At 55.9% G+C, this 25,310-nt stretch carries 28 protein-coding genes and 1 pseudogene; 10 read left to right on the top strand and 19 right to left on the bottom strand.

Annotation, left to right across the window (positions count from 1 at the left end; all coding sequences use genetic code 11):
• The first annotated feature begins 38 nt into the window (after window positions 1–38).
• The 3 genes from ACT3R4_RS03065 to ACT3R4_RS03055 are packed head-to-tail and all read left to right on the top strand — an operon-like array spanning window position 39 to window position 2,116.
• The gene (locus ACT3R4_RS03065; RefSeq protein ID WP_172117909.1) at window positions 39–365 is read left to right on the top strand and encodes a DUF1244 domain-containing protein; all 327 of its coding nucleotides are present in this window, start codon (window positions 39–41) and stop codon (window positions 363–365) included.
• 4 nt (window positions 366–369) lie between these two features.
• The gene (gene moaB / locus ACT3R4_RS03060; protein ID WP_441677467.1) at window positions 370–888 is read left to right on the top strand and encodes a molybdenum cofactor biosynthesis protein B; all 519 of its coding nucleotides are present in this window, start codon (window positions 370–372) and stop codon (window positions 886–888) included.
• Entirely contained in the window at window positions 881–2,116 is a 1,236-nt protein-coding gene (locus tag ACT3R4_RS03055; protein ID WP_441677469.1) for a molybdopterin molybdotransferase MoeA, read from the top strand. Before moaB ends, ACT3R4_RS03055 begins: the two co-directional genes overlap by 8 nt.
• Here the strand turns inward: ACT3R4_RS03055 and ACT3R4_RS03050 are convergent.
• From ACT3R4_RS03050 to ACT3R4_RS03010, 9 genes and pseudogenes are all read right to left on the bottom strand, one after another.
• Window positions 2,091–2,489: a hypothetical protein gene (locus ACT3R4_RS03050; RefSeq protein WP_441677471.1), complete on the bottom strand. Its 399-nt coding sequence runs from the start codon at window positions 2,487–2,489 to the stop codon at window positions 2,091–2,093. The two genes, ACT3R4_RS03055 and ACT3R4_RS03050, sit on opposite strands and share 26 nt — an antisense overlap.
• A 2-nt stretch (window positions 2,490–2,491) precedes the next feature.
• Complete coding sequence (locus tag ACT3R4_RS03045) at window positions 2,492–3,037, bottom strand: chemotaxis protein CheW (protein WP_441677473.1); 546 nt, start codon at window positions 3,035–3,037, stop codon at window positions 2,492–2,494.
• Window positions 3,009–4,694, bottom strand: coding sequence for a diguanylate cyclase (locus tag ACT3R4_RS03040; protein WP_441677475.1), 1,686 nt, complete (start codon window positions 4,692–4,694; stop codon window positions 3,009–3,011). Before ACT3R4_RS03040 ends, ACT3R4_RS03045 begins: the two co-directional genes overlap by 29 nt.
• Before the next feature lie 51 nt (window positions 4,695–4,745).
• A complete protein-coding gene (locus tag ACT3R4_RS03035) occupies window positions 4,746–5,099 on the bottom strand; it encodes a response regulator (protein WP_441677477.1) in 354 nt (117 codons plus the stop codon).
• Between the two features lie 24 nt (window positions 5,100–5,123).
• Window positions 5,124–7,244 carry a hybrid sensor histidine kinase/response regulator gene (locus tag ACT3R4_RS03030; protein WP_441677479.1) on the bottom strand — a complete coding sequence of 707 codons (2,121 nt, stop codon included), beginning with the start codon at window positions 7,242–7,244 and terminating at the stop codon, window positions 5,124–5,126.
• Window positions 7,244–7,726, bottom strand: coding sequence for a hypothetical protein (locus tag ACT3R4_RS03025; protein ID WP_441677599.1), 483 nt, complete (start codon window positions 7,724–7,726; stop codon window positions 7,244–7,246). Before ACT3R4_RS03025 ends, ACT3R4_RS03030 begins: the two co-directional genes overlap by 1 nt.
• Window positions 7,727–7,993: 267 nt before the next feature.
• Window positions 7,994–8,704 (bottom strand): annotated as a pseudogene (locus ACT3R4_RS03020) (CheR family methyltransferase); the annotation flags it as partial.
• Window positions 8,701–9,759, bottom strand: a complete 1,059-nt coding sequence (gene cheB / locus ACT3R4_RS03015) for a chemotaxis-specific protein-glutamate methyltransferase CheB (protein WP_441677481.1) — start codon at window positions 9,757–9,759, stop codon at window positions 8,701–8,703. The gene cheB and the pseudogene ACT3R4_RS03020, both read right to left, overlap by 4 nt.
• 10 nt (window positions 9,760–9,769) lie before the next feature.
• Window positions 9,770–11,797 carry a methyl-accepting chemotaxis protein gene (locus ACT3R4_RS03010; RefSeq protein ID WP_441677483.1) on the bottom strand — a complete coding sequence of 676 codons (2,028 nt, stop codon included), beginning with the start codon at window positions 11,795–11,797 and terminating at the stop codon, window positions 9,770–9,772.
• Between the two features lie 487 nt (window positions 11,798–12,284).
• Between ACT3R4_RS03010 and ACT3R4_RS03005 the strand changes: the two genes are divergently transcribed.
• On the top strand, window positions 12,285–12,509 hold the full coding sequence (locus ACT3R4_RS03005; RefSeq protein ID WP_441677485.1) for a hypothetical protein: 225 nt from the start codon (window positions 12,285–12,287) through the stop codon (window positions 12,507–12,509).
• Window positions 12,510–12,520: 11 nt separating this feature from the next.
• On the top strand, window positions 12,521–12,676 hold the full coding sequence (locus tag ACT3R4_RS03000; RefSeq protein WP_441677487.1) for a hypothetical protein: 156 nt from the start codon (window positions 12,521–12,523) through the stop codon (window positions 12,674–12,676).
• A gap of 24 nt (window positions 12,677–12,700) precedes the next feature.
• Here ACT3R4_RS03000 and ACT3R4_RS02995 read toward each other — a convergent pair whose 3' ends face one another.
• The 6 genes from ACT3R4_RS02995 to ACT3R4_RS02970 all read right to left on the bottom strand — a co-directional run bounded on the left by ACT3R4_RS02995 (window position 12,701) and on the right by ACT3R4_RS02970 (window position 16,987).
• Window positions 12,701–13,867: a glutathionylspermidine synthase family protein gene (locus tag ACT3R4_RS02995; protein ID WP_441677489.1), complete on the bottom strand. Its 1,167-nt coding sequence runs from the start codon at window positions 13,865–13,867 to the stop codon at window positions 12,701–12,703.
• An 18-nt stretch (window positions 13,868–13,885) separates the two neighbouring features.
• On the bottom strand, window positions 13,886–14,497 hold the full coding sequence (locus tag ACT3R4_RS02990) for a DUF1190 domain-containing protein (RefSeq protein WP_172117913.1): 612 nt from the start codon (window positions 14,495–14,497) through the stop codon (window positions 13,886–13,888).
• An 11-nt stretch (window positions 14,498–14,508) separates the two neighbouring features.
• Window positions 14,509–14,919, bottom strand: a complete 411-nt coding sequence (locus tag ACT3R4_RS02985) for a DUF350 domain-containing protein (RefSeq protein ID WP_172117914.1) — start codon at window positions 14,917–14,919, stop codon at window positions 14,509–14,511.
• A 65-nt stretch (window positions 14,920–14,984) separates the two neighbouring features.
• On the bottom strand, window positions 14,985–15,710 hold the full coding sequence (locus ACT3R4_RS02980; RefSeq protein ID WP_441677491.1) for a DUF2491 family protein: 726 nt from the start codon (window positions 15,708–15,710) through the stop codon (window positions 14,985–14,987).
• Between the two features lie 103 nt (window positions 15,711–15,813).
• Window positions 15,814–16,509, bottom strand: a complete 696-nt coding sequence (locus tag ACT3R4_RS02975; protein ID WP_441677493.1) for a PspA/IM30 family protein — start codon at window positions 16,507–16,509, stop codon at window positions 15,814–15,816.
• 22 nt (window positions 16,510–16,531) lie between these two features.
• Window positions 16,532–16,987 carry a DUF2170 family protein gene (locus ACT3R4_RS02970; RefSeq protein ID WP_087111029.1) on the bottom strand — a complete coding sequence of 152 codons (456 nt, stop codon included), beginning with the start codon at window positions 16,985–16,987 and terminating at the stop codon, window positions 16,532–16,534.
• 448 nt (window positions 16,988–17,435) lie between these two features.
• Here ACT3R4_RS02970 and ACT3R4_RS02965 point away from each other — a divergent pair, with 448 nt between their 5' ends.
• The 5 genes from ACT3R4_RS02965 (at window position 17,436) to ACT3R4_RS02945 (ending at window position 20,992) form a co-directional block, all read left to right on the top strand.
• Entirely contained in the window at window positions 17,436–18,119 is a 684-nt protein-coding gene (locus tag ACT3R4_RS02965) for a GntR family transcriptional regulator (RefSeq protein ID WP_441677495.1), read from the top strand.
• An 87-nt stretch (window positions 18,120–18,206) separates the two neighbouring features.
• The gene (locus ACT3R4_RS02960) at window positions 18,207–19,247 is read left to right on the top strand and encodes a GlxA family transcriptional regulator (protein ID WP_441677497.1); all 1,041 of its coding nucleotides are present in this window, start codon (window positions 18,207–18,209) and stop codon (window positions 19,245–19,247) included.
• Window positions 19,238–20,404 (top strand): MFS transporter, encoded by a 1,167-nt coding sequence (locus tag ACT3R4_RS02955; protein WP_441677499.1) that lies wholly within the window; start codon window positions 19,238–19,240, stop codon window positions 20,402–20,404. Before ACT3R4_RS02960 ends, ACT3R4_RS02955 begins: the two co-directional genes overlap by 10 nt.
• Before the next feature lie 49 nt (window positions 20,405–20,453).
• Window positions 20,454–20,819, top strand: coding sequence for a hypothetical protein (locus ACT3R4_RS02950; protein WP_441677501.1), 366 nt, complete (start codon window positions 20,454–20,456; stop codon window positions 20,817–20,819).
• Window positions 20,819–20,992, top strand: coding sequence for a DUF1289 domain-containing protein (locus tag ACT3R4_RS02945; RefSeq protein WP_172117922.1), 174 nt, complete (start codon window positions 20,819–20,821; stop codon window positions 20,990–20,992). The genes ACT3R4_RS02950 and ACT3R4_RS02945 overlap by 1 nt, the downstream gene beginning before the upstream one ends.
• Before the next feature lie 36 nt (window positions 20,993–21,028).
• On the opposite strand, the gene ACT3R4_RS02940 is transcribed toward ACT3R4_RS02945, so the two are convergent.
• From ACT3R4_RS02940 to ACT3R4_RS02925, 4 genes are read right to left on the bottom strand one after another with little or no spacing between them, the layout of a single operon-like run.
• The gene (locus ACT3R4_RS02940; RefSeq protein WP_441677503.1) at window positions 21,029–21,478 is read right to left on the bottom strand and encodes a phosphatase domain-containing protein; all 450 of its coding nucleotides are present in this window, start codon (window positions 21,476–21,478) and stop codon (window positions 21,029–21,031) included.
• Complete coding sequence (locus ACT3R4_RS02935; protein ID WP_441677505.1) at window positions 21,475–22,578, bottom strand: MBL fold metallo-hydrolase; 1,104 nt, start codon at window positions 22,576–22,578, stop codon at window positions 21,475–21,477. Before ACT3R4_RS02935 ends, ACT3R4_RS02940 begins: the two co-directional genes overlap by 4 nt.
• Window positions 22,575–23,621: an ABC transporter ATP-binding protein gene (locus ACT3R4_RS02930; protein WP_441677507.1), complete on the bottom strand. Its 1,047-nt coding sequence runs from the start codon at window positions 23,619–23,621 to the stop codon at window positions 22,575–22,577. The genes ACT3R4_RS02935 and ACT3R4_RS02930 overlap by 4 nt, the downstream gene beginning before the upstream one ends.
• Entirely contained in the window at window positions 23,609–25,309 is a 1,701-nt protein-coding gene (locus tag ACT3R4_RS02925) for an ABC transporter permease (RefSeq protein ID WP_193056686.1), read from the bottom strand. The genes ACT3R4_RS02930 and ACT3R4_RS02925 overlap by 13 nt, the downstream gene beginning before the upstream one ends.
• Window position 25,310 lies beyond the last annotated feature (1 nt).

Here is a 25,310-nt window from a genome sequence, read left to right as displayed (position 1 = left end):
ATGCTGCACGACAGTCACTTTTTATGAGGGAAACGCTAATGTCAGATTTTAACGAGTTTGATCAGGCTACTCGCACTGAGCTTGAGGCAGCTGCCTTTCGGCGTTTGCTGAGCCACCTGGACGATAACAAGGACGTACAGAATATCGACCTAATGATCCTGGCGGACTTTTGCCGTAACTGCCTTTCCAAATGGCTGGTGAGCGCAGCCGAAGAGCGAGGCGAGCGGCTTGATTACGAAGCCGCGCGCGAGTACGTCTACAAAATGCCCTACAGCGAGTGGAAAACGCACTATCAGGGCACTGCAACGCCTGAACAGTTGGCGGCGTTGGACGCTCGCCAAGCCAAGAAAAGCGGTCAGGAGTAGCGTTATGGAGCCGATGGTTGCCCTCAACATAGCCATACTGACGATTTCAGATACGCGCACCGAAGAGAATGACCGCTCCGGCCAGCAGTTGACCGAGAGTTTGACCGCCGTCGGCCATCGGCTCGCCGATAAGCGTATTGTGGCTGATGATATCTACCAGATTCGCGCTATCGTGGCCCAGTGGATTGCCGACGCCGGAGTGCAGGTGGTTATTACTACCGGCGGCACCGGCTTTACCGGCCGTGATTCCACACCGGAAGCCATTTCGGTACTGCTGGATAAGCACATCGAAGGATTTGGCGAGCGTTTTCGTCAACTAAGTGGCGAGGAGATTGGCAGTTCCACCATTCAAAGCCGCTGCTTGGGTGGCCTGGCGAATGCCACGGTTATCTTCTGTCTGCCCGGCTCAACCGGTGCTTGCCGTACGGGCTGGGAAGGCATTTTGAAAGAGCAGCTCGATAGCCGCCACAAACCGTGCAATTTTGCCAACCTGGTGATCCCCGAGCGAGGCCAGCATGGCTGATTTGCAGCCGACTGATTTGCAAACAGCTGATTTGCAAACAGTAAGTGCCGCGCTTGAAGCGCTGCTGGCTGGCGTGAGCCCCGTCAGTGCGGAAGAAGCCGCCTTGGGCGCCGCTGGCGGGCGAGTGCTGGCTGACGACGTGATGGCAGCGCTTAACGTCCCGCCCTTTGATAACAGTGCGATGGACGGCTATGCGTTGCGCACAAGCGATGCGGGCCGGTGGCTGCCCATCAGCCAGCGCATTGCGGCGGGAACACAGGTAGTGCCGCTGGCACCCGGCAGCTGTGCTCGCATCTTTACCGGTGGCGAATTGCCAGCAGGTGCGGACTGCGTCGTCATGCAGGAGCGCGTTAGCGTTGAGGCAGGCAAGGCCTTGATACCGGACAATATTCCGCCTGACGATAATGTGCGCCGCCAAGGGCGGGACGTGCGTGTGGGCGACTGTTTACTCGACAAAGGGCTGCGCTTAGAAGCGGCCGCGTTGGGGCATTTAGCGGGGCAGGGCATTATCCAGGTGAGCGTACGCCGCCGCCCTAAGGTTGCCCTGCTCTCGACCGGCGATGAAATCGTCGACCCCGGCACGCCGCTGGCACCGGGGCAAATTTATAACTCCAACCGACCCATGTTAAAGCGCCTGCTTGAGCGCTTTGGCGCTGATGTGGTGCAGGTCGTTAGTGTGCCGGATGACTACGCTCAAACGGTGGCGCTATTAACCCAGGCCGCCGCTGACGCCGATGTCGTGGTAAGCACTGGTGGTGTCAGTGTGGGGGAAGAAGACCACGTTAAGGCCGCGCTTGATGCCTTAGGCGAGCTGGATTTATGGCGCTTGGCCATACGCCCAGGCAAGCCCTTGGCGCTAGGCCGCTTGCCTCGCGCTGATGGCAGTGAGGCAAGGTTTGTGGGTTTGCCGGGTAACCCGGTTTCGGGGTTTGTGGGGGCCTGGCTATTTTTGCGCCCGCTCATGGGGGCGTTGTTGGCCTGCCCAACACTGAAGGCATTACCAACGTTAACCGCAACGGCGAATTTTGAGACCTCGACCGGGCCGCGCCAGCACTATATGCGCGTAACGCTTAATTTTGCACCTTCCGGTATAACGGCCCAGGCCTTTGCTGACCAGAATTCCGGCGTATTGTCGTCGTGTATTGAGGCCGATGCCTTGGCGGTTATTCCTCCCCATCATCAGGTAACGCCAGGCGATACCGTTAGCTGCTTATGGTTGGTGGAGTAAGCGCGAGAGCATCAAGCAGCAGCAGTGGTTGTGGCTCAAAAGCAATACCGCACAAGGTGGGGTGAAGGCGGCGGGCTTTCAAAAGCGGCGGCAGTGGGTATAGCTTGTTGGCTGCAAAGGCCTGCAGTGTGATGGGGGGATTAACGCCCAACTGCCACGCTCCAGTGTCATCGTTAAGCGTCAGCCACTGCGTGGCAACCTCCGTGTGCTGGAACAGTAGATTGGCCGCTTCCACGTAGCGTGACGTACTTGGCGTGTCTGTCATGTTGACCACGTGACGTGACTCGAGCGCCACGCGGTATAGGCCCGCGCTAAATACCACCATGGCGACAGTCGGCATTTGAGTGTGATCGCTTGGCGCACTCGGCGTCATGGTTAGCCCAAGCCTGCCTGATAGGCACTAAACAGTGCTTCGGCATCCAATAACGCCGTGGCAGCGCCCTCTTCGGGCTGCCACAAGGCGCTAACATATGGGCGTAGTGACTCTGAAAGCGTTTCCGGTGGCGCCTGGAGCAGGCTATAAGGCACGTCGCAGACATCGTCTAAATGATCGATACGCACTCCGCTTTTAATACCGGCTGCTGATACTAATAAAATCATCCCCTGGGAGTGGGCCGCAGGGGAGGAGAGGCCCAGCAGTGCGTGTAGTTGAATAACTGACTCAATATGACCGCGTAAATGCAGGACGCCTTCGGTTGACGCAGGAAGCCCCGGCACAAAGTAGACCGGTTGATCGTGGCTGATAATCTCTTTAACCACGCTGCCTGACAGCGCAAACGGTTGTCCGCCTACCCGAAACAGCACCAGCTGCTGACTGGGTTCCTCCACCTCAATAATCTCGGTTCCTGCATCGTGCTTGGCAAGCGCTTGCTCAAGGGTAAGGCTTGTCGGATCATTCGCTGGTTCGGATGAGAATGTCATTGCCTAACTCCAGGCTGGTGGCCACTTGGTTACGCCCCTTATGTTTAGCGTGATAAAGCGCCTGGTCGGCGGCCAGGCGCAGTGCTTGGGTAGTCGGGTGAGCAGGGAAGTCGCTTATTCCCGCACTAAAGGTACAGCGGAAACTGACCTCGCCTGCATGAAAATCCACTAGTCCAAAGTCGTGGCGCAAATCATCAATCAGCTTGACCGCCTGTTCAACGCTAACGTCTTTAAACAGGACAACGAACTCTTCACCACCGTATCGGCCAATCGTGTCAGACAGGCGCAGGCGTGTTTTAAGCAGTCTTGCCAAGGTAATAATGACTTGATCACCAGCCAGATGACCATAGGTATCGTTGACCTCTTTAAAGTGGTCGATATCAATCATGGCCATGGCGTGCTGGCTGCCGTTACGGTGCGCCTGAGCGAGCGCTTTATTAATCAGATCAGTGGTGGTGCTGTGATTATATAGGCCGGTCATGCTGTCCTGAGTCATCAGCGAGCGCAACAGCCGGAGTCGCTCAGCGCGCAGGTGCACGGCGGAAACAAGCTCCTTAGGCACCACGGGTTTGGTAATAAATGCTTCGACCCCGGCGGCCATCGCTGAGATCTGTTTTTGGCTATTGGTCTCGCTGGAAAGATAAATAATCGGCAAGCCGACATACTCAGGCTGCTGGCGAATAATACTGGCAAGCTCCTCGCCTGAACATACTGGCATATATACATCGACCAGCATTAGATCAGGGTTGAAGCGCTCAAGTGCACTCAGCGCCTGATTCGGATGGTGGATCTGTTCCACAATCATGCCTGCCTCTTCAAGCAGCAAGGCATGGTATTCGGCCGCTTCGGGTTCATCATCAACGATTAAAACGCGCAGCGGCTCATCATCCATGGGCGATGTAAGATCATCAATAGCCAGCATTAAATCAAGCGGTTTAATCGGTTTGGTAAAGTACCCGTTACACCCGGCTCGCACGGCGCTTAAGCGTGAATGAAAGTCGCTGTGGCCAGATAGTACAATGGAGGGAAGATGTTGACCGGTCAGCTTGTTTAAACTGGTGAGAGTTTCGGTACCGGCTGTTTGACCATTAGGAAACTGCACATCCATGATCACGGCGTCGGGGCGGCGAGTCAGCACGGCATTGAAAAAGGTATCGGTATTAGCAAAGTGCACCACTTCATGACCAAAACAGCGCAAATGGTGCATTAGCGAGCTGATATGTTCTGTCTCGTCATCGCATAAATAAATCAGCCGCTGACGCTTACTGCGTACCTGCTCGGGCTGGTGAGTAAACTCAACGCTATTGAATCCGGCCATGGAGGCCTGCTGGCCCTGTTGGGTTTGAAGATATGCCGACTCTTCTTTTATCTGATCCAGAAGTTTAGAGATTAATGTATCAAGGTCGGCGCGCTGAGGCGTCGCTGTTAGCGCTTCTTCTGCTTGTTCTGCCAACAGCGCAATACGCTCAAAGCCTAACGAGCGGCCTGTCCCCTTGAGGCTATGGAAAAAGCGATGAAGTTCGGGCGCCAAGCGTGACTCAGCCTCGTTTGACTGCCACTGTGCGACAGTTTTTTGCAACCGAGACGGCAGCTGGTTAATAAATCGCTGACGGAGCAAGTTAAGCTTTTCATGCAGCGAGGGGGCCGGTGTAGACATCAGGCTACCTGAGAGTTGGGCGAGCGTTATAAGCATAACAAATATAATTCGTTAATCGTTAAGCGCTTTATTAACGGCGGTTGCTAACGCCACATCCAGATTTGCATCTTTCTGTAAGCAGGCCACCAGGTCTGGGTGCGCTGCGCCACTGGGCGGTGCATCCCCCGTTAATAAAATAAACGGCAGCGTAACGTCTTGCTCACGAAGCATCTCCAGAAGAGCCAGTCCATCAATTAACGGCATGTACATATCGCTGACGATCAGGGCGATGTCAGGGTTACTGTCTAGCTGGCTAACTGCTTCCATAGCGTCATTGGCAATGAGGGGGGCATGGCCTAACGCCTCAAGGTAGGCAGCGGTAATTTCTCCAGCAAGTGGATCGTCATCTACGACCAGTATGTGCATGAGGTGCCTCGTTCAACACGGATACTAACCTAACAAGGCCTTGAGTGTATCCACCAGGTTATTTTGATCAAAGCTGCCTTTAACAATGTACGCGTCGGCGCCTACTTCGATACCGCGCCGACGGTCGGCTTCTTTTTCTCGCGAGGTAATAATGATAATTGGCTTGTGATAATAAGTCTCGTTGTCACGTAGATGAGCCGTTAGTGTAAAACCATCCATAACGGGCATTTCAATATCGGTAAGCACGGCATCAAACGGCTCGGCCAGCGCTTTAGTAAGGCCATCACGCCCATTTTCAGCCAGCGTGACGTGGTACCCCCATGCTTCCAGCACATCTTTTTCAATTTCACGGGTATTTAACGAGTCATCGACGACTAATATGCGATGCGCTTGGGCGGTGGGGGCTGTCTCATGGGCCGTACGCTGTGCGCTGCGACGGCTACGCTCAATGAGCGCGGGTACATGCAGCAGGCTAACCAGTTGGTTACGTCCCAACGACACCACGCCTGATACCAGTGGTAAATGGCGCAAGTGGGTGGGCAACGGTTTAATCACCATGTCACGCTCATCGACGAGTTTATCAACTCGTAACGCTAGCTTTTGGTGGCGTTGATGGACTACGAGCAGCAGCGCCTCAGATGCGTTGCTGGACGGTGCGGGAAGTTCGAGTAAATCAGCCAGCGCTACTACCGGTACAAATTCATTGCGTAGAATCAGCGTTGTTTGCCCGGCGGCATCGATAAAAGTATCAGTCGAACGCTCAATAAGCTCTGAGACAAAAGGAGCTGTGACCCCCAGCGTGACGCCTCCAACGCTGACTAATAACACGCGCATCACCGCTAGTGACATGGGCAGGCGTAGCGTAAAGCGCGAACCAACACTCGGTTCACTGCTTAGGTGAATGTCTCCGCTTAGCTCGTCCACAACGGTACGCTTGACCACGTCCATGCCCACGCCGCGCCCGGAAAAGTCGGTGATCATGGATTTTGTAGAAAAACCGGGCCGGAAAATAAGCTCCAGCGTTTCCTGCTCGCTGAGTGCCGTGAGCCCCCCTTCACTGATCAACTGCTTGGCGAGCGCCTTTTTGCGTACCGCATCCAGCGAGATGCCCGCACCGTCATCGCTCATTTCAACCACTACCCAGCCGCCATCCTGCCAGGCTTCCAGCGTTAGTTGGCCGCGCACCGGTTTTCCGGTAGCCTGCCGCTCGGCAGGCGATTCAATACCATGATCCAATGCATTGCGTAAAAGATGAATCAAGGGGTCTGATAAATGATCAATCATTTGCCGATCAAGCTCGATTTCGCTACCGCGTACTCGACAATGGACATGTTTACCCAACGACTGGGCAAGCTCGTTAGCCATTTGGGCGAGAGGGTCAAAGACCACACTCAGTGGCAGCATGCGCATTTGTAGTGCCCGATCGTGTAAGTCGTTCATCAAGCGATCGTGAGCGAGCACGCTATCTTTTAGTTCACGGTTGAATGCTACAAAAGGGGCCCTCTTTTCTGGCGGTAGCATGGCACTTAACGTGTTCGCTTGGTCAACCAGACTGTGTAGATGATGATGCCCGGACAGCACCTCGCCCATTAGGCGAATCACATCATCAAGACGATCAAGGCGGACGCGAACGGTATCGCTGAGACGTAGGTCAGCGGCGCCACTGGAGGGGGGGGTAGTCCCGGTGTTTATATCAGGCAGCGCTGGCTGTTCAGGTAACGGGGCAGACTCTTCGAGTGGTTGAAAAGGAGCAGTACTGGCGGCGTTTTCAAGTGCTTGGCAGAGTGCTGTATCTGCTTCTGGTAACGTGTCAGGTGCGCCACCTTTTGCCAAGTGACTCACCAGGTCGGCGAGCCCATCAATGGCTTGGTTAAGCAGGCTGATGGCATTAATATCGGCGGTTAGCGCACCATCTCGCATCGCACTTAGCAGCTCTTCAGTGCTATGGGCAAGGGCGGTAATGGGCAAAAGCTTAAGCATCCGCGATGATCCTTTAAGCGTATGCGCACAACGAAACAGCTCATTGATCATTTCCTGGTCGGCCTGCCCCTGCTCCAAGGCATTGACGCCTTGGCGTAAACGGGGCAGATGATCCGCGGCTTCTTCTACAAAGCGTTGTATGAAACGCTGAATATCAATTGCCATTAGCCCACTCCCGGTGTGGCAAGCATCATATTGAGGTAGCGCTTGGCTAAAAAGCGCGCGTCGCCGGGTGGTAACGGCGAGCTAATCGTTTGTAAGCCACCGTTTGAAATCGGCGCTTCATCAAGCAGCCGGACAACCGCGCTGTAGCCCTGCTGGCGTTGTACTGGGTCATCGGCTAATTCACTCTGGCGGAACAGCTCAGCTTTATAAAAGTGGGCAGGCCAACAATCAGGTGCCACATAAATCGCCCGCTTAAAAAGGCCGTAGGCTTGTTCCGGCATCTTTTGCCAACGTGCTACTAGCCCGGCAAGCAGTAGTGCGTCGACCGACCAGGGCTGCTTCCCCAAAAGTGTTTCAAGCAAACGCGCGGCGTCTTCAAAAGCGTTTTGATTAAGCAACTGATGAGCGCTTTGCAGTCTTTGATCAAACGACGGCTCATGAGCGGCTAGGCGTTCTTGCTTGGGTGTAGGCGGCAGTAGCACGGAGCTTTCCGGGTCGGCCGCGCAGGCTATCGTTTCCTTAGCTGTATCGAAGCATTGAGCCAGCGGGACGGACGCCGACGTTACGAACGCAGGTTTGATGTGCGTCGATTTTGTAGAAGTAGATTTGCTGGAAGTAGGCGTGATGGGCGTAGATATGCCTGATTTGGGTAGGACGGGCTTCGTCGAGGAGTGAAAATAGAATACGCCCTGCGTTTCCACGAGCCTGAATACGCCCAAATCATTGCCTAGTGTTTCCGTCACGCCACATAGCAAAATACCTTGTGGGGCAAGCAGCCGCTGTAAATGCTGCTGGATACGGCGGCGGGTTGGCTCGTTAAAATAGATCGAAACGTTACGAAAGAGAATAACGTCAAACGTTGCGTGAAAGTGGACGCTGTTGGGCTATAGCAGATTAAAAGGCTGAAACGTTACCCAGTTGCGAAGCTGCTCGCTGATTTTATAATGGGTTTGGTGACGGCTAAAGAAACGCTGCTTTAGCGCAGGAGGCAACGCACGAAAGGCCATGCCGCTATATACTCCTTGGCGCGCCTTGGCCAAAACCTGACGGTCTACATCGCCCCCTACTAGGGTAAAAAGCCGGGTAGCCCGTTCTCCGTAACGCTCAAAAAGCGCCATCGCAAGACTGTATGGTTCTTCGCCAGATGAGCATCCTGCGCTCAAAATTGCCAGCGGCGCTCCTTTTTCTGCCAAGCGCTGTGGCAAATACGTATTCACCAGCCAATTGATAGCTTTAGGCTCGCGGAAAAAGTACGTCTCATTGACGGTCAGGTGGCTAACAAAGCTATCGAACGCAGCGCTGTCCTGCTTGAGTTTTTCAATCAGCGCTGGCGCATGGGTTAGGCCGGTCTCGGCAGAAAGAGTCTTAATGGCTTTGCTGAGGCGAGCCTCTGCTACGCCCTCCAGCTGAAGCCCGCAGTGCTTGACTACCAGTGCCTTAAAGAGATCAAGCGACGTCATAAGGGCATCTGTCTGTGGGTAGTACAGCGCACCGCTCGCATTAGCCTGCCGGGCAGGTCATCCAGGGCCACGATATGATGTATTACACCGGCATTAACGGCCTCCTGGTTCATGCCATAAATAACCGAGCTCTCTTCGTCCTGAGCAATGGTCTGGCCGCCGCCAAGGTGGATGGCCCGCATACCGCTAACACCGTCGCGGCCCATGCCGGTCAGAATAAGACCAATGGCATCGGCGCCATATACCTCGGCAACGCTTTTAAGCAGAACATCGCCGCTAGGGTGATAAAGCGCTTCGGCTTGGCTTGCCTGAAGCTGAAAACGGTGGTGCGGCGTGATGCAAAGATTACTCTCGGAGGGTGATAGATAGACATGCCCTGGCTTAAGGCGTTCTCCATGTTTGCCAACGCTAATGGGTAGGATGCATAGCGAAGCCAGCCATTGGGCCATACCTTCAATAAATCCGTGACTGATATGTTGAGCAATTACAATCGGCGCGGGAAAGTTTGCCGGTAAGCGATTAAGCAGCCGCGCCAGGGCTTGAGGACCGCCTGTTGAGCAGGCGATGGCGATAATGTATTGAAACCCTCTAGGCGCCATTTCGCTATTCTGAGGCGCGACTGGACGAGTAGCCAACGGCTGAGCCAGCGAGCGGCGACGTAACCGGGTGATAACGGCGACGCCGGATAATAGCCGCACGCGCTCCAGCAGGCGCTCAGCATCATCGCTTTCAAGGGTCGGCTTGGGCATGACTTCAAGCGCGCCTAGCTCAAGCGCCTGATAGGCCGTTTCAGCATGGGAACGGTCACTAACGACCAGGATCGGCACGCCTTTGGTATGCATGATCTCTTCAATGGCCCCCAGGCCGTCCAGCACCGGCATGGTAAGGTCCATGGTGATTAGTTGCGGCGACAAGCGCCGGGCAAGCTCAATGGCTTCAAGGCCATTGGTGGCCTCGCCGACAATCTCAACGTCGCCGTCTCGGGTGAGAATCGTGCGTAGCACGTCACGTGTTACGCGACTATCATCCGCAATCACAACCCGAATGGCACTCATTGTGATGTCCTCAAGAGCGGCTTGAATGATCGGTCTCTTGCTGAGCCAGCGTAAACTCCTGAACTAGCAAATTGAGCTCTGCTGACATTTGAATCATATCCTGGCTGATGTCGGTAATACTGCGTACCGATTGCGCACTACGGGCACTGGCGGTATCAATATCACGCAGGGCAATAACCACTTGGCTACTGGCCGTTTTTTGCTGCTGAGTCGACAAGGATATCTGCTGAGCGGCGCTACTGGTCTGGCTGGCTGCTTTTAGCAAGGCATCAAGGTCTTGCGCCGTACTCATGCTGGCTTCAACGCCCTGTTCAATGGAGGAGGCGCCCTTTTCTGAGGCCACCACCAAGCGGTTAATCGCGTTTTGGATCTCTTCGGTATGCCCTTCAATCTCCTGTGTGGAGTCGGTGACGCTATCGGCCAGGCGGCGGATTTCACTGGCGACCACTGAAAACCGACGCCCCGATTCACCGGCGCTTGAAGCCTCAAGTGCTGCGTTAAAGGCAATCAGCTTGGTTTGAGCCGCCAGCGTATTGATAAGCTCCATCACCTTGTTGATCTGTTTGGACTTGGCACCCAATGCCATGATCTCTGCAAGACTTTGCTCGCTGTCGCTACGGATATCCTGCATTTTTGACTGTAAAAGCTGCATGGCGGTACTGCCTTTACGGCTCCGCTCAAGCGTCTGATTGGCAACGTCGACCACTGACTGTGAATGGTCGGCAATTTGGGTGGAGGAGGTGGAGAGTTCTTCCATGGTCGAGGTAATTTCAGCAACGGATGACGCCATCTCTTCAACAGCGGCGGCCATGGTCTGGTTGGCCTCGTGGCTAATGTCGCCGCCATGAACGCTGGATAACCCGGCGGTTTGCGCGAGGCGATCAGCGACCCGTGTCAGCGCCTGAGCATTGTTGGAGACGGCAAGAATCGCGCGTGACAAGCGCTCCAGCAGCGCATTCGTCTGATTTGCCAGGTCGCCAAGCTCTGCCCGGTCATCGGTTTCCACACGGCGTGAAAGATCAAGGCTTTGGGTGATTTGCTTCAATTGACGCTGAAAGTGCATGAGCGGCCGAATGAGCTTACCGGTTAACGGATAAAGAATGGCCAGGCCAATTAGCAGAGTTAACAGGCCGATGCCGGTCGATTCCAGAAAGCGCTCACGGGAGGATGCTAAATACTCCTCTTTGGCGACCTCCACCATTAAAAAGCGCCTTAATTCAGGCATCCATACCGTACTCACCATATAGACGTGCCCGCCACGCTCGACTTCATACACGTTGGGCGTCAGGTTCTGCTGTGTCAGCTGCTCAGCGGTTTGGCTACGCAGCACGTTGATGTTGCTTTCGTCGCTATGTGACAGTAGTTCGCCATCCGCGCTTAATAGCGCCGCATGCCCCGTCTCTTTCAGGCTGAAGCTTTCAATTAATGAAGCAAGCTGTGACAAGTCCAACCCTGCACCGGCGACCAGCAAAGGACGGCCGTTAGGGGCACTTTCCGTACTGCGGAAGTTTAAAAAAACAAACGACTCTTCGGTAGAGAACGTGTCGCTGTCGAGATTAAGTTCATAAGCGGCGTCACTGTCGGTGAAATCATGGTACCAAGCGTCCATACTGTCAGGAGGCCCCAACGGCCGTTGTAGCAACTCACCGTCTCGGTACTGAAAGTAGTAGCCACGCCCCTGATATTGCGCAGCAATAAACAGCAGTTCGGTATTCAGCTGTTCCATGACGCGTGACAGGTAGGTGGTGACTTCGGGCTGGCGTTCCTCTGGAAAACCCTCGCGTGCCCACTGTTCAATAAAAAAGTTATTTGAAAGGCTCTCGGAAACCGCCAGTGCAGGGTTTAGGCTGAGATTAATATGGGCAGCAAGGTTTTCAACCTGAGCAGGCAACTCTTCATTGATAAGTATATTCAGCCGGGCCTGGCTATAAGAGCGTGCCTGCAGGTAAAGAGCGACCAGCATCGCCAACGCCAAGACTGTTCCAAAGGAGATAAAAAGCCTTAGCCGTAAAGGCAAAGTTTTCCAACGCGCCGTCATTATCACTGTCGCTCCCAATTACCGATGCCCAGCAGGGCAAGAAAGACCTTTAAGTGCCGCAGGTGAACGGCCTAAGGTATAGATAGTGAGATATCCTGATGACGATTTCAGCTACTTTTACACATGCTGTCTAGTTTTTGTCGTCATGTCGCTAATTTGATAGTTATCATTTTTTATACAGGCAGGTGCAAGGAGTTGTTTTAAATATTGATTAAGCCAACAAGGGTTGGGGGGAGATATATTGCTATTCACATAAGTTATTGAAATTATGATTTTATTTGATTTGTTCTTTAGTGAGTCGAAGTCGACGATTTTTTGGCGAAAGTGGTACGGAGACATATTCTCTGCGCCAATGGAAATGATAACTCTTGCCAAGGATGCCGCATGTTGTCACTCACTAATAATACGCTATCAAGCGTACTACGCGATATTGCCTCGTGCCACTGCCCAGCCCATACAGATATGTTGCCTTCAGCGGGGTAGCGGATTGGTTGACGCCGTTCAACACTTTTTTGATTTACCCGACGGCCCGCTACTCACCGATGCATCGATTACGCGAAACGAGTGGGCCACCAATGCGTTAAGCGAAGCGGCAAGCATTCGTCAGCTGAACCTGTTTGAAGCCGTTTCAAGCGGCGCCTTCAGTTATTCATTGCAGCGTCAGCACACATATTGGCACCAACGGAAAGTGACGATGTTCTGCTTCAGTTAACGGCAGAGGGAATGCCGAAGGAAACGCTTTTAGAGACACCGCTTAACTGGGTAGGCTCGCGCCACTTTACGATGGCGCACAAGGCAGAAAAGTGGCGATTAACGCCTACGCGCAAGCTTTTTGAACGCCCCGGGCAGTTTATGCCACAGGGCGCAGACGCCGCGTAAACTTACGCATTGCATTATTGTTTGTCACACAATGGCGTGGGGCACAAAGCAGGATGAATCCTTGGTAATTCGCCCTACGTCTTCCCGCACGCCGATCCCGCAAGCACGATCACCCACCACCCAACTGCCGATTAACGCGTGATGTTCGCCAAAGCGCGGCATGGGGTGGTAGGCCTGGCGAATCCAAGGGCTGTCCGTATAGGGGCCATCCACTGCCTCACGCTGACCCTCTGGCGTTAACAGTTCAATATTGCTGCCTTCGCGTGAAAAGAAGGGCTTGCGTACCCAGCCGGGCGGCAGCGGTGAAGGCGTGCGCTCTTCAAAATAGGCAGGTAGCAAATTAGGATGGCCCTTAAAGTGCTCCCACAGCAGGGGCAGAATGCCCTTGTTAGAAAGAATCGCCTTCCACGGTGGTTCAAACCAGTGGGTGTGCAGCTGGGGAATCTTTTCGCCAAACGCATCGTCGGCCAACTCTTCCCAAGGGTAGAGCTTAAATAGTGCCTGAATGGGCTGATTATCCAAGTCAACAAAGTAGTCGCCGTCGCGCTGGTAGCCAATATCTTCGGTATAAATGAAGGGCGCTTTTAAACCGGCCTGAACGGCTACATCCTGCAGGTAGTGTACGGTCGCACGCTCTTCGTCATTATCCTTGATGCATGAAAAGTACATCTCGGCGCTGTCTAACCGGTCGCCAATATGCGCCATTGCATTAATCAGCCGCTCCTGAATGGAGTTATATTGGTCAGCGTGGCGCGGGATGATGCCCTGTTGGATGGCCTGCTCAAGCCATACCCACTGGAAAAAGCCCGCTTCATACAGTGAGGTGGGCGTATCGTAGTTAAGCTCAAGCAGCTTGGCGTGGCCCTGGCCTGAATAGGCAAAGTCCATTCGCCCATAAAGGTGTGGCTGACCAGACACCCAGGAGTCGTGAATGGTGTCCCACATGAACTCCGGCAGCGCCAGGCGTTGCATCAGCGCATTGGAGTGACAGACACGATCAACAAGCTCCATGCACATTTCATGCAGCTCTTCGGTAGGCGCCTCAATATCCCGCTCTATTTGATCCAGCGAGAACTGGTAGTAGGCGCTCTCTTTCCAGTAGGGTTCGCCGCCGATGGTATGAAAATGAAACCCCAGCTCGTGGGCCAGGGTTTTCCAGTTGGCGCGTTCTGCAACATCAACTCTAAGCATGGGGATTTCCGAGGTACATCACGAGCCCCAGCCGCCGCGAGCGGATGAGCGAGAACCGAAGCCGCGACGCTGCGTGGCCTGGCGGTTCTGAGTCGCCGTGGTACGCAGGGCCTGGTGGCGCTGATTGACACGCTGGCTGGCCTGGTTAGTGGCGGTATTCCAGTTGCCCTGGTTTTGACGATTGCGGTAAACCGGTTCTTGGTACACTCCCCGGTTGGTCGCACCGTGGCTGGTGCGCGACATCATGTTACCCACCATGTAACCCATCATGGCGGGCATAAACCAGCCACCGCCGCTGCTGCCGGTGGCCGCCTGAGACTGCTGTTCGGTGGGGGCCGTGCAGGCTCCTTCACCGTGTTCAGCCTCACACTCTTCAAGCGTATTGAAGCGGGGGACTTCTTTAATGGACGCCTCGTAGGCATCTTCACAGGCGCTGCGGGTATATACATCGGCGGCCACGCACTCATCAACACTCTGGTAGCTGCGTGGGCTGTCAAAGCTTACATCGGTCGTTTGCTCTGGCTGGCCACACGCCGTTAGCCCGAATGCGCTGGCGCCCATCATCGCAAGCGAGAGGCGGGCGCTGCGTTTGCGTCGCGGCAGGTGTGGGGTCTGATCGTTATGTGCCATCGTTAAACTCCTTACCACGTCATCGAGGCGGCATTAATCAGGCCAACTGCAATGGAGACACTACCCGCCAGAATACCGTAAGCCATATGACCTTCAGTGATATGCAGTGACAGGCTTTCTCCCTGATTCTTCAGCACCATCTTCAGACCAAAGAAAGCCGCCAGTTGAACACCAAACGCGATGATGCCCCACAAGATGAAATCGATGAAACTGATGGAGTTGGCCATAGCGCTGTAGAGCGGCAGTGTAAAACCGACGATAGAACCCGCATAGGCCGTGGCCGCCGCAGCATTACCTTCGCGAATTAACGTCCACTCGTGGTGGGGCGTGATACGGCTATAACAGTACATAAACGCAACGAGAAGCACGAGTGCGCCGATCAGATAGCCCAAAAAGTGGGGTAAGCCTTGTAAATACTGCATGTATAAAATCTTCCTTGGTTGAGAGTCAACGTTGTGGTGATGGCGTGTGTCGGGGCTTGCCGAGTTTAAATAGCATCAATATCGACCGATGTAACATCAACACCGAGATTTTGTACCAGCATAAACCCACCCTCACCATCGTCTTCCGCATTCAGCAATACGTACTCCATGCGCTCGGCGTCCTCGATAGAGCGTTCGTACAGCATGGCATGATGGGTAACGCTACGCGTCATGACGCTTTCGGTGGTCATTACCTGCTCTTCAAGCACGACGGGCGGTGACCAAAGGCTCGCTTCATCGCCCCACACACGCTGAAACTGGCAGGTGCGCTCGGAGGCATCGGTCGCCTCGACATCAATCGTTTGTGCGCCCAGCTGCCCTGCCTTTTTATCGCTTGCGTTGATCAGCGCGTCGAACTCGATATCTGACAAATGCGTCACACGATAAAAATCAAACAGCTTGTACTCAATCACGCGCCGGTTTTCGACGTTAGCTTGCAGCCACGTGTCGTTATCCAGATAAAAGCGTACCAAGTGGGCGCCCTGGCCAAGGTCGATATGCCCGACAGCCGCAACATGATGATAGGGCGCGCTGTCCCACCCAAAGAGTGCATCGGAATAGGCGCTTAACTCAGCCAACTGAATCTTGACGCGCCCATCCAGGCGCAGTCCCGCAAAATCTTCTTGTGACATCCCGATAGGCAGGCCAGCGGTGAAGGTGGATGCGTTTTCTGCCGCAGGGTTCGCCGCCTCATTGGAAGAGCCGAACAGGGCCTTAAGTGTCTTAAACATTCGAGAAGCCTCCAAGGGCAAGCCGATAGCGCGAATCGTTGGTGCGGAATCAATATGGCCCAGTGACGTGCAGGCCCGCCGGTGGGCGGGCGCTGTGCCACGTTTACGCTTGTGGTGTGTTTTTCTTGGCTTTCAGACGTGCCAGCACGTCTTCGGCTTTGCGCTCATTGGCGCCAATGCCTGCCGCTTTCAGGCGTGAATCCAGTGATGAACCGCTCTCTTCGGCAGCCATTTGGTCGGCCGCCTGCATCTGGGCTGAGTTAAGCTGCTGGCGCTCACGGATCCGGTCAAGAGACTCCATCGCACTGCCCATAGCGCTATTTTGCCCGGAGTGGCGCGCCGCTACGGCAGACTGAGCCTTCTGTGCAGATTCTGTCGCTTTTACCACGCTCACCTGCTGTTTTAGCTGGCGCAGCTGGTTATCCGTATTGCGAATGGCCCCGCGCAGGCTTTCAATGCTGGCGTCGTACTCGCTGACGATGCTGCGCTCGGCGTCCAGCTCATCCTGCATGCTGACCATGCGCTCGGCAACTTCGACCGCTAACGCTTCTTCGCCTTTATCCAGCGCAGCTTCAGCGCTCTGCTCAAGCTCGGCAATTTTGCTTTCCAGGGTATCTGCCTTGTTACTGTTCAGCTGGCGTTGACCCATTAAGCGCGCAAGTTCGGTTTTGGACTGTTTCAGGTGATTTTCAGAATCACGGATTTCCTGGTCCAAAATGCGCAGCGCTTGAGAGTCAACGACGGCCTGGCCGGTCTCATTCGCTTTGCCACGTAACGCCGTCATGATTTTGCTTAACATAAGGGTTGCTCCTAAACGCGTATTAAGAAAAGTGGTCTTGAATTAAATCGGCGACTTCCATGGCAGCGCTGGCCGTGGCATGTAATTCAGCACAAATAGACACCAGCTTTGAATCGCCAAACAGCTGCCCGTAAGCCACGTAAAAGTCGCGCTCATCAATTGAAACGATACCGATAGAGGCAAGCGGAAGCGCAAGGCCTTGGCGCAGTAACACGTCGTTAAGTTCAGCCGGATTGGAAACGCTGTCCAGCGGGGCAATGGCGGTCATGGCAATCCACTCATTGTCACTGCGCGAAAGCGTTAAGGTTAAATTACCGTAATCGTGAAGCTCCCAAATCAACGTTTGGTTGGCTTCATCTAAACTAACATTGGCGGCTGGCCACTCCAGTTCAGCGGCTTCTTCCTGAGCGGAGGCATCGTTAATAACGCGATAGAGTTCGGCTGCCGAGAAAGCGCCCGTTTCATTGTGAGTAATCAAAGCAGCAAGCTCCTTATGCAAAATGAAGGTTATGTTAGCACTGACAATTTATCATCTTCTAATAACGCACTATCGCGTTTGAGTAAAAGGCTACGCTAACACGCTGCGCGCTTGGATGTTTCACTATCAGCAGCGCTTCTTGAACGAGCCTATTTAAGACCCACAGGCAGGAGAGGAGTTCTTCGTTAAGCGTACGATAAAAGGAGCCGATAACATGGATAAGGATAGCCAACCGCCCAGTTACGCTTCAGCAGCAGGCTGAGGTGCTACTGCTTACGTTATCTCCGTGAGCTTGTTTTAATGTAGGAGTGTTGGAAAGCTACTCGAATGTATATCAAGACGTATGATATATATTTCGCTAGTGGTGGAAGATGTTAAGCGTCACGTTCCGGCCCTGAAGACAGTAAGGCGGTCGGTCGCTCTTATAAATAAAAGGGGTGGGAAACAGATGGCTGAGAGCAAACGTTCCAACGCTCAACGGCTTAGGGACTCGTTGGAAGATGACATTATTAATGGACGGCGGGTGCCAGGTGAACGGCTCGACCCGGACGAGCTGGGGCGAACGTTTAATGTTTCTCGCACGCCTGTGCGTGAAGCCTTCCAGCAGCTGGTGGCTAGCGGTTTGGTCACCGTATCACCGAAAAAAGGCACGTTTGTGGCCAAGGTCGGCATCGACCAGTTAATCGAGATGTTTGAAGTCATGGCCGAGCTTGAGGGCATGTGCGGGCGCCTTGCGGCCCGACGCATTAGTGACCCGGAGCTGACAGAGCTTCAGGCGGCCCATCAGCGCTGTGAAGCAGCGGCACACGCGGGTGATACCGACGAGTACTACTACGAAAACGAAGCGTTTCATGACTGCATTTATGCGGCGAGCCACAATACGTTTCTAGCCAGCGAAGCTCGTCAGTTAAAACAGCGCTTAAAGCCCTATCGTCGCCTGCAATTACAGGTTCGCCAGCGCATGCATAACTCCTTGAGCGAGCACCAGGCCATTGTCGATGCCATTACCCAAGGCGATGCTGCACTGGCTGAGCAGGCGCTATGTGACCACGTGCTGATCCAGGGGGAGCGATTCAGCGACTTTGTGGCCAGCGTGCGCCGTATGGAAGCGCCGATCAGTCAGCCAAGTTAGGTAATGTCCGTATTGGTGGGGTAATGGTCCTTGCCGACACGTCGCGCGCGGCGGAAACTCTTCCTATTAACGATCTGGAGAGAGAACGTGACGCGCCATATTGCCTTATTGGCTTACCCCGATTGCCAATTGCTGGATGTCAGCGGCCCTTGGCAGGTGTTTGCCAGCGCCAACGCACTAAGCCCGGAGCCCTTGTACCGCTTAACCCTGGTCGCCGATGCACCTGGGCCGGTGATGACCAACGGCGGCCTGGCGGTGCACGCCAGCCACACCTATGCCGAACTTCCCCAACGGCTGCCTTTGGATACGTTACTTATTGCAGGTGGCAGCGGTGTGATGGCGTTACGCCAAGACCCGCACGTGTTGACTCTTTTACGTGAGCTGGCGCCTCACGTGCGCCGGTTAGGCTCTATCTGCTCAGGGGCTTTCTTACTTGCTGCCGCCGGGCTTTTAGATGGCCAGCGCGTCACTACCCATTGGCGCCACGCCGACCAGCTTGCCGAGGAGTACCCCGCGCTTAATGTTGAGCCCGATGCGCTGTATATCCAAAGCGGTGATCGCTACACCAGCGCCGGGATAACGGCCGGTATCGATCTGGCACTTTCGCTGGTAGAAGCCGACCACGGCGCTGCCCTTGCCGGGCAGGTAGCACGAGAACTGGTGATGTTTCTGCATCGCCCCGGCGGGCAGTCGCAGTTCAGCGAACTTCTACGCTGCCAGCAAGATGCTGGCCCGTTGCGTCGCTTGCTGGATCATCTGCATGCCGACCCTGGCGGGGCACATTCGCTGGAAAGTATGGCGGCCTTAATGGCCGTATCACCACGTCACCTTACCCGCCTATTCAAGCGCCACTTAACCACGACGCCGGTTACTTACTTGACCCAGCTACGCTTGGAGCAGGCGCGTTTGGCGCTGCTGGATGGGCATCAAACGGTATCGCTTGAGCGGTTAGCTGAGCGCTGGCGCTTGGGCGGCGCCGAGCAGCTGCGCCGCCAGTTTCAACGTTACTACGGTGTTTCCCCTTCTGTGTATCGTCAGCGCTTCGGCGCGGCGGCTAAGTCTGCCCTTACGTCTACCCTCACGCCTACTCTTGTGCCTACGCCTTTGGAGCCATCGCCATGCCATTAACCGTTACGCTGTTATCGCTGTGCCAAGCGCTGTTGGTCAGTGGCAATATCCTGCTGATTGCCGTATCGCCTCTCATTGGCGCCTCGCTGGCACCGACGGCTAACTGGGCCACTGTACCGGTGGCCAGCCAGTGGCTGGGGCTAATGTGCGCCACCATTCCCGCCTCTTTAATCATGGGGCGGCTGGGGCGTAAACGCGGGTTTGTGCTGGGTAATCTTATTGGCTTGATAGGTACGGCCGTGGCCATTTTGGCGCTACGTCAGCAAAGCTTTGGTCTGTTCCTGCTGGCGACCTGGCTAATTGGTATCGGCATTGGCTTTGGGCAGCTCTACCGCTTTGCAGCCCTTGAAGCATCTCCCACGGCACTGCGCGATAAAGCGCTTGGTTTAGTGATGGGCGGTGGAGTGGTAGCGGCATTTGCAGGCCCTTGGCTTGCCCGCTTTAGCCGTGAGCTGAGCGAGACGCCGTTTTTGGGCAGCTTTGTCGGGCTCGGCGTGCTCTACGTGTTGGCACTTGGCATATTGCTTTGTACGCGGTTGCCGGTCGCTTTTGTGCAGGTAGTAGAGGGTGAGAAAAAGCCCTTGCCCGCTATCCTGCGCCAGCCCGGTTTTCTATTAGCCGTTAGCGCGGCGGCCATTGGCTACGGCGTGATGAATCTGGCCATGACCGCCACACCGCTGGCGATGGAAGGGGCCGGGCACAACTTTAACCATGTCGCCACCACTATTCAGTGGCATGTGGTTGCCATGTTCTTGCCCTCATTTTTTACCGGCCATTTGACGGCCCGTTTTGGTGCCCCACGCATGATTAGCGCTGGCTGCTTGCTGCTGGTGGCAAGCGCAATTGCCGCACAGTTTGATGCCGGGCTAGCGGGCTTTAATGTTGCGTTGATCCTGCTGGGGCTTGGTTGGAATTTCACTTTCCTGCCCGCTACCGGGTTATTGACGCAAAGCTATCAACCGGCAGACAAGGCGCGCACTCAAGCGGCCAACGAGTTTCTGGTATTCGGTACGGCGGCCTTGACAGCGCTACTGGCGGGGCCGTTGGTTAACACCCTGGGCTGGGCGATGCTCAATGCGCTGCTGATTCCTGTCTCGTTACTGCCTATGGTGCTGCTGGCATGGCAGCGGCGGCCAAACGCGCCTCTGCTTTCTTAAGATGTTATAACATAGTTATATTCTTTTATTTGTTACGTCAGGTGGTTGAATGATTGCTAAACGGGAACGCGGCAAGCTGGAGCGCCAGCTTGTTGCTTCGCTAACTGAAGTCTGTGAGCAGGCCAAGGCCGAGGTGGTTGGGTTCGTCTGGTTAACTCACTGCGTGGACTACCAACACTTCCCCGAAAGCCTGGTGGTTATCTGGGTATTTGATACCGATGCCCATTTAGCCTCAGCGCTAAAGGGCGAAGCCAAACAGCGCCTGCATGATTTCACGGCTAGCGCTTTGGCTGAGGCGGGTGTGGCGCTGGATAGCATCACACCGCACATCGACTTCGATAGTGAACAGGCGTGCCAGCGCGCCCATGGCGGCAACTGGCAGCACCGACTGCGCGCGCGAAGTGTGAGGCACTGATGGCCAAGAAAATCGATAGCCCCTGCATATCCGCCTGTCAGTTGAAGGGCGGCATGTGCACCGGCTGTGGGCGAAGCATAGAAGAAATTCGCCACTGGAAATCCATGAAGCGGCCCGAAAAAATTGCCACCATCAAGAGGGCCGAACAGCGGTACAAGAAGCTCAACAAGTAACGGGTGTTAGGAAAATATCGTTTGGGCGGCGTTTGGTTAAAAATCACCCGGGGCGCATTGCAGGCAGGTAAGGCCTAGAGCGCGCCACTGAGCAACTACCGCATCGCGGTCGTCCAGCACCAGCCAGGGCTCGAAACCGTCTTCACGCATGGTGCTGAGCAGGGCTTCTTTGACGGCTTCGTCATCCACGTGGTCATGGCCATCCGGGCGCAGGTACATGGCGTCAAACGGGATCGCGTTGCGCGTCAGCCACTCATGGGTATGTTCGCGGTGAGTGTCCGGGCGGCCGCTGCAAATGATGATCTGCTGCCCCTGGGCTTTCAATAATTTCACCAACCGGGCGACCGGTTCGATCACCGGCGCTTCGGCCATATGCGCAAAGAAGGGATCCCACTGTTTGGCGGGGCCTAATACCCATTCGTGTACTTTTGTGGGGTGAAATTCAGCTAACGTACCGTCAACATCGACAATCACGGCGTGGGTCATGCAAGGCTCCTGCTATTCAAGGTGTTGGCATTTAAAACGTGCGTATTCAAGGCGTGAGTATTTAAGAAAAGAGTCTTTTGCGTGGCGAGGCGCGCACCCAATAACGTGCACCAAGCGCCGAGTGCGGGTTCGGATAAGGGGGTAAACAGCGGTACCACACGTTCGGCGTTTACCTGATCGGCAAGCGCAACCAGGTGCGAGGCGCGTAGGTGCACATTCCAGCGCTGCCAGAGGATGTCGCCAGCGGTAAGCTCGGCGCAGCGCGAAGGCGTCAGATAACCGGTGTGCAGCAGGTGAAAACCTGGCCACATGGCCGCTGTATCACCCCGGTCGCTAATCAGCTTGAGGCTTGGCTGGGGAGCATCGGAGCGCGCCAGAAGCGCTTTAATCTTGTCATCCGCATGGGAACGGCGAAGCGTCGTGGGGAGCGCCAGTAGGGTTTGCAGGTTGGCGCGAATAATCGGATCAATGGCGAGCGGCAGCCCGCGAGCATCCGCTTCTTCGGCTAGCCAGAGCGCCATCTCAAGCGCTCGGCCTGATTCAGGTGCCGGAAAAACCAGCGGGCGGCACAAGTGTTCGCTGATGGCGTCCACACATGCCTGCTGGGGTTGATCGTAGGTGCCATAAGAAGCGTCCAGTAGCGCAATGCGCGCCGGTGGCGGCGTATCAAACGGAAATAGCCGGGACTCAAAGCAGGCGTCGCCGCTGTAGAAAATGCCGCCCTCGACATCCAGGTGAATCCATACCCCGCCCAACGAATGGCCCGCCTGGCCGGTGGTCACCGGAATACCGGCAATCTGGCAGGTACCGCGCTCGGGCAACGGTTGCCAGGCGCGCCCGTTGGGAAGTGCCTGAGCAACCAGCGGCGTGCAGTAAAGCGGAAGCGACGCGGGTAGCTCGCTGACGCCGCCAATATGATCGATATGGTCATGGCTGATAATCACCGCATCGACATCAAGCCCGCGAGCCCAGGTGACCGGCTCGCCTGGGTGCAGCGCGCCGCCAGCATCCAGCAGAAGCCGCTTGCCGTTGGCCTCCACCACCATGGCTGCAGGGCCTTTATCGCCCAGGCCGCTTAATATGTTGATGCTGGCGTTCATTGGTCGGGCTCCAGACACCAGCCTTCCAATAGCGTTAGCGCCACCTGCTGGCCCTCTTTGAGCGCGTGGGGATGATAGGCGAGCAGCGTTTCGCCGCCCGTCATGCGCAGGTGAATCTCATAGCGTTCGCCACGAAAGGTCTGGCGCTCAACGCGGGCGGTTAAGTCCTGCTGGCTGGGCGCCTCAGTATGCACCTGAATATGTTCCGGGCGCACCAGCACCGCCTGATGGCGCTGGGCAGCGGGAGACGCCAGCCCCTGCATCAGCTCATCGCCACCAAGGCGCCTGCCCGGTGCGCCGGTGCTTATCATCAATTGGCTGCCCTGGCCGATAAAGCTTGCCACCCAGGACGTGCGCGGTTCGCGGTAGAGCGTTTCGGGCGTGGCCCACTGCACCAGCTTGCCCGCCTGCATCACCGCGATACGGTCGGCCAGCGCCATGGCTTCGCTTTGGTCATGCGTGACGTAGACCATAGTGGCTTCGGTGCGGCGATGAAAATCTGCAAAGCTGTGCTCCATGGACGCACGCAGGTGACGATCCAGGTTCGCCAATGGCTCATCCAGAAGCACTACTGACGGGTCGGTGACCAGGCAGCGGGCGAGTGCCACGCGCTGGCGCTGGCCGCCGCTTAAATCCTGCGGCGTGCGCTGGGCGTAGGGCTCAAGCGCCACCAGGGCAAGCGCTTGCTCAACGCGGTGCTGATAATCCGTCCCGCGCACGCCGCGCACTTTGAGCGGGTAGCCGACGTTATCGGCCACGCTCATATGCGGCCACAGCGCGTAGGATTGGAACACCATGGCCATATTGCGCTGCTCGGGGAGCACGTGGTGCTGCTCGCTCGCTAGAAGCTGGTTGCCCAGATGGATTTCACCGCCGCTGACCTGCTCGAACCCGGCCAGCATACGCAGCATGGTGGTTTTTCCGCAGCCGCTGGGGCCGAGCAGGGCGACGAACTCACCCGGCTCAACCGTTAATGAAAGCCCATCCACGGCGTTGTGTTCGCCAAACTGCTTGGTGACTTGCTTGAGGGTTAGCCCTGCCATGGCACGACTCCTTTGGGTAAACGCGGGGCCAGAAGGCTAAGCGAGAGCATGAGTGAGGCGACCATCAGTACGACCAGCACGGACACCGCCGAGGCCAGAACGCTTTCGCCACCTTCATCGAGGTTGAAAATCAGCACGCCCAGGGTTTCGTTGCCCGCACTCCATAGAAGCGCCGAGACGGTCAGCTCGTTGACGGCCAGCAGAAATACCAACAGTCCACCGGCAAACAGCGCGGGCGCAATCAGCGGCATTACGATAGTGGCAAGGCGGCGCCAAGGGCCGGCACCGGCGAGCTGAGCGGCTTCTTCAAGCGAAGGGTCAAGCTGGGCGAGGCTGGCGCTGACCGGCTTTAGGCACACCACCAGAAAACGCGCCAGATAAGCCACGAAGATCAGCCCCAGCGTGCCGTATAGTGCGACGTTGATAATAGGCAATGGCCGCACGAACAGCAGAATGCAGGCAATTGCGAGTACCACGCCGGGCAGGGCGTAAGGCAGTTCGATAATACTCAGCGTCAGGTTTTGCAGGCGCGCTGGAAGCCGCTGGAGGCGGTAGGCCAGCGGCAGGCTGCACAGCATGAGCACCACGGCTGCGCCACCGGCAAGCCAAAAGCTATTGCGCATGGCGCGCCACGTAGCGCCCTGGCGGCCAATCACTTCATGGTAGGCGTTTAGAGTGGCGGTATCGGCATTAAGCGGTACGCCCATGGCTGGCACCAGCGAGCTGACTACCAGCGCCACCAGCGGAGCGACAAGAATGACCAGCAACACGATGACCAGCAGCACCGTGACCAGCGCACGAAAGCGGCCGAGTGAGAAATCATGGGCGCGCCCGCTATGCCCTACCAGCCCGAAACGGCTGCGGCCCATCCAATGTTGTTGAAGCGCCACACCCACCAGCGCCAGCACGCCAATCAGCAGCGAAAGGGCCGCCATCTCAGCCAGTACGCCGGTGCCAAAACTGGCCATGCGCTGATAGATCAGCGTAGGCAGTACATAGTAGCCCGCAGGAATGCCCAGCATGGCCGGGATGCCAAAGTTACCCAGGCTGGAGATAAACGCCATGGCGGCACCTGCGACTAGGCCGCTTCTCGTCACGGGCAGCACGATATGCCGCCATACCTGGTTTTGCCGGGCGCCACTGATGCGGGCGGCTTCGACCAGCTCGCGGGGCAGAGAAAGTAGCGAGGTGCGCAGCGCTAGAAACACCAGCGGGGCACTTTGAATACCTAACAGCAGCGCGATGCCTTCCGCCGAGTAGAGCGGCTGCGGGCTGCCCAACGGCGGCGCCATGCCGATGCTTTTGAGTAACGGGCTTGCCGGGCCAAATAGCTGAAGCCAGCTAAGTGCCGTGACTTGGGGTGGAATCATCATCGGCAGCATAAAGCAGAACACCAGCCACGCCTTGCCGCGAATGTCGGTCAGGGTGATCACAAACGCAAATAGGCTGCCTAGTGCAAGGGCAATCAGCATGCCTAGCCCCGAGGTATACAGGCTGTGCCACAGCGCTCGCCAGGTACTCGCTGATTGGAGCACACGCCATAGTGGCGCATCGCCCCCTTGTGTCAAATCGCTTAACGCTTCTACTAAAAGACGCAGGCTAGGCGCCAGACTCAGCAGGACGACGGTAAGCGTCAAAAGGGTAAGCAGCCAGCGGTGCTGGCTGCCTTGGGTAAGACTCGGTGACATG

Origin of the sequence: Halomonas sp. AOP7-E1-9, assembly GCF_052376035.1 — a bacterium.
GTDB lineage: Bacteria > Pseudomonadota > Gammaproteobacteria > Pseudomonadales > Halomonadaceae > Vreelandella > Vreelandella citrativorans.
The sequence above is the reverse complement of the archived record's forward strand: the minus strand, read 5'-3'. Positions and strand labels throughout refer to the sequence as shown.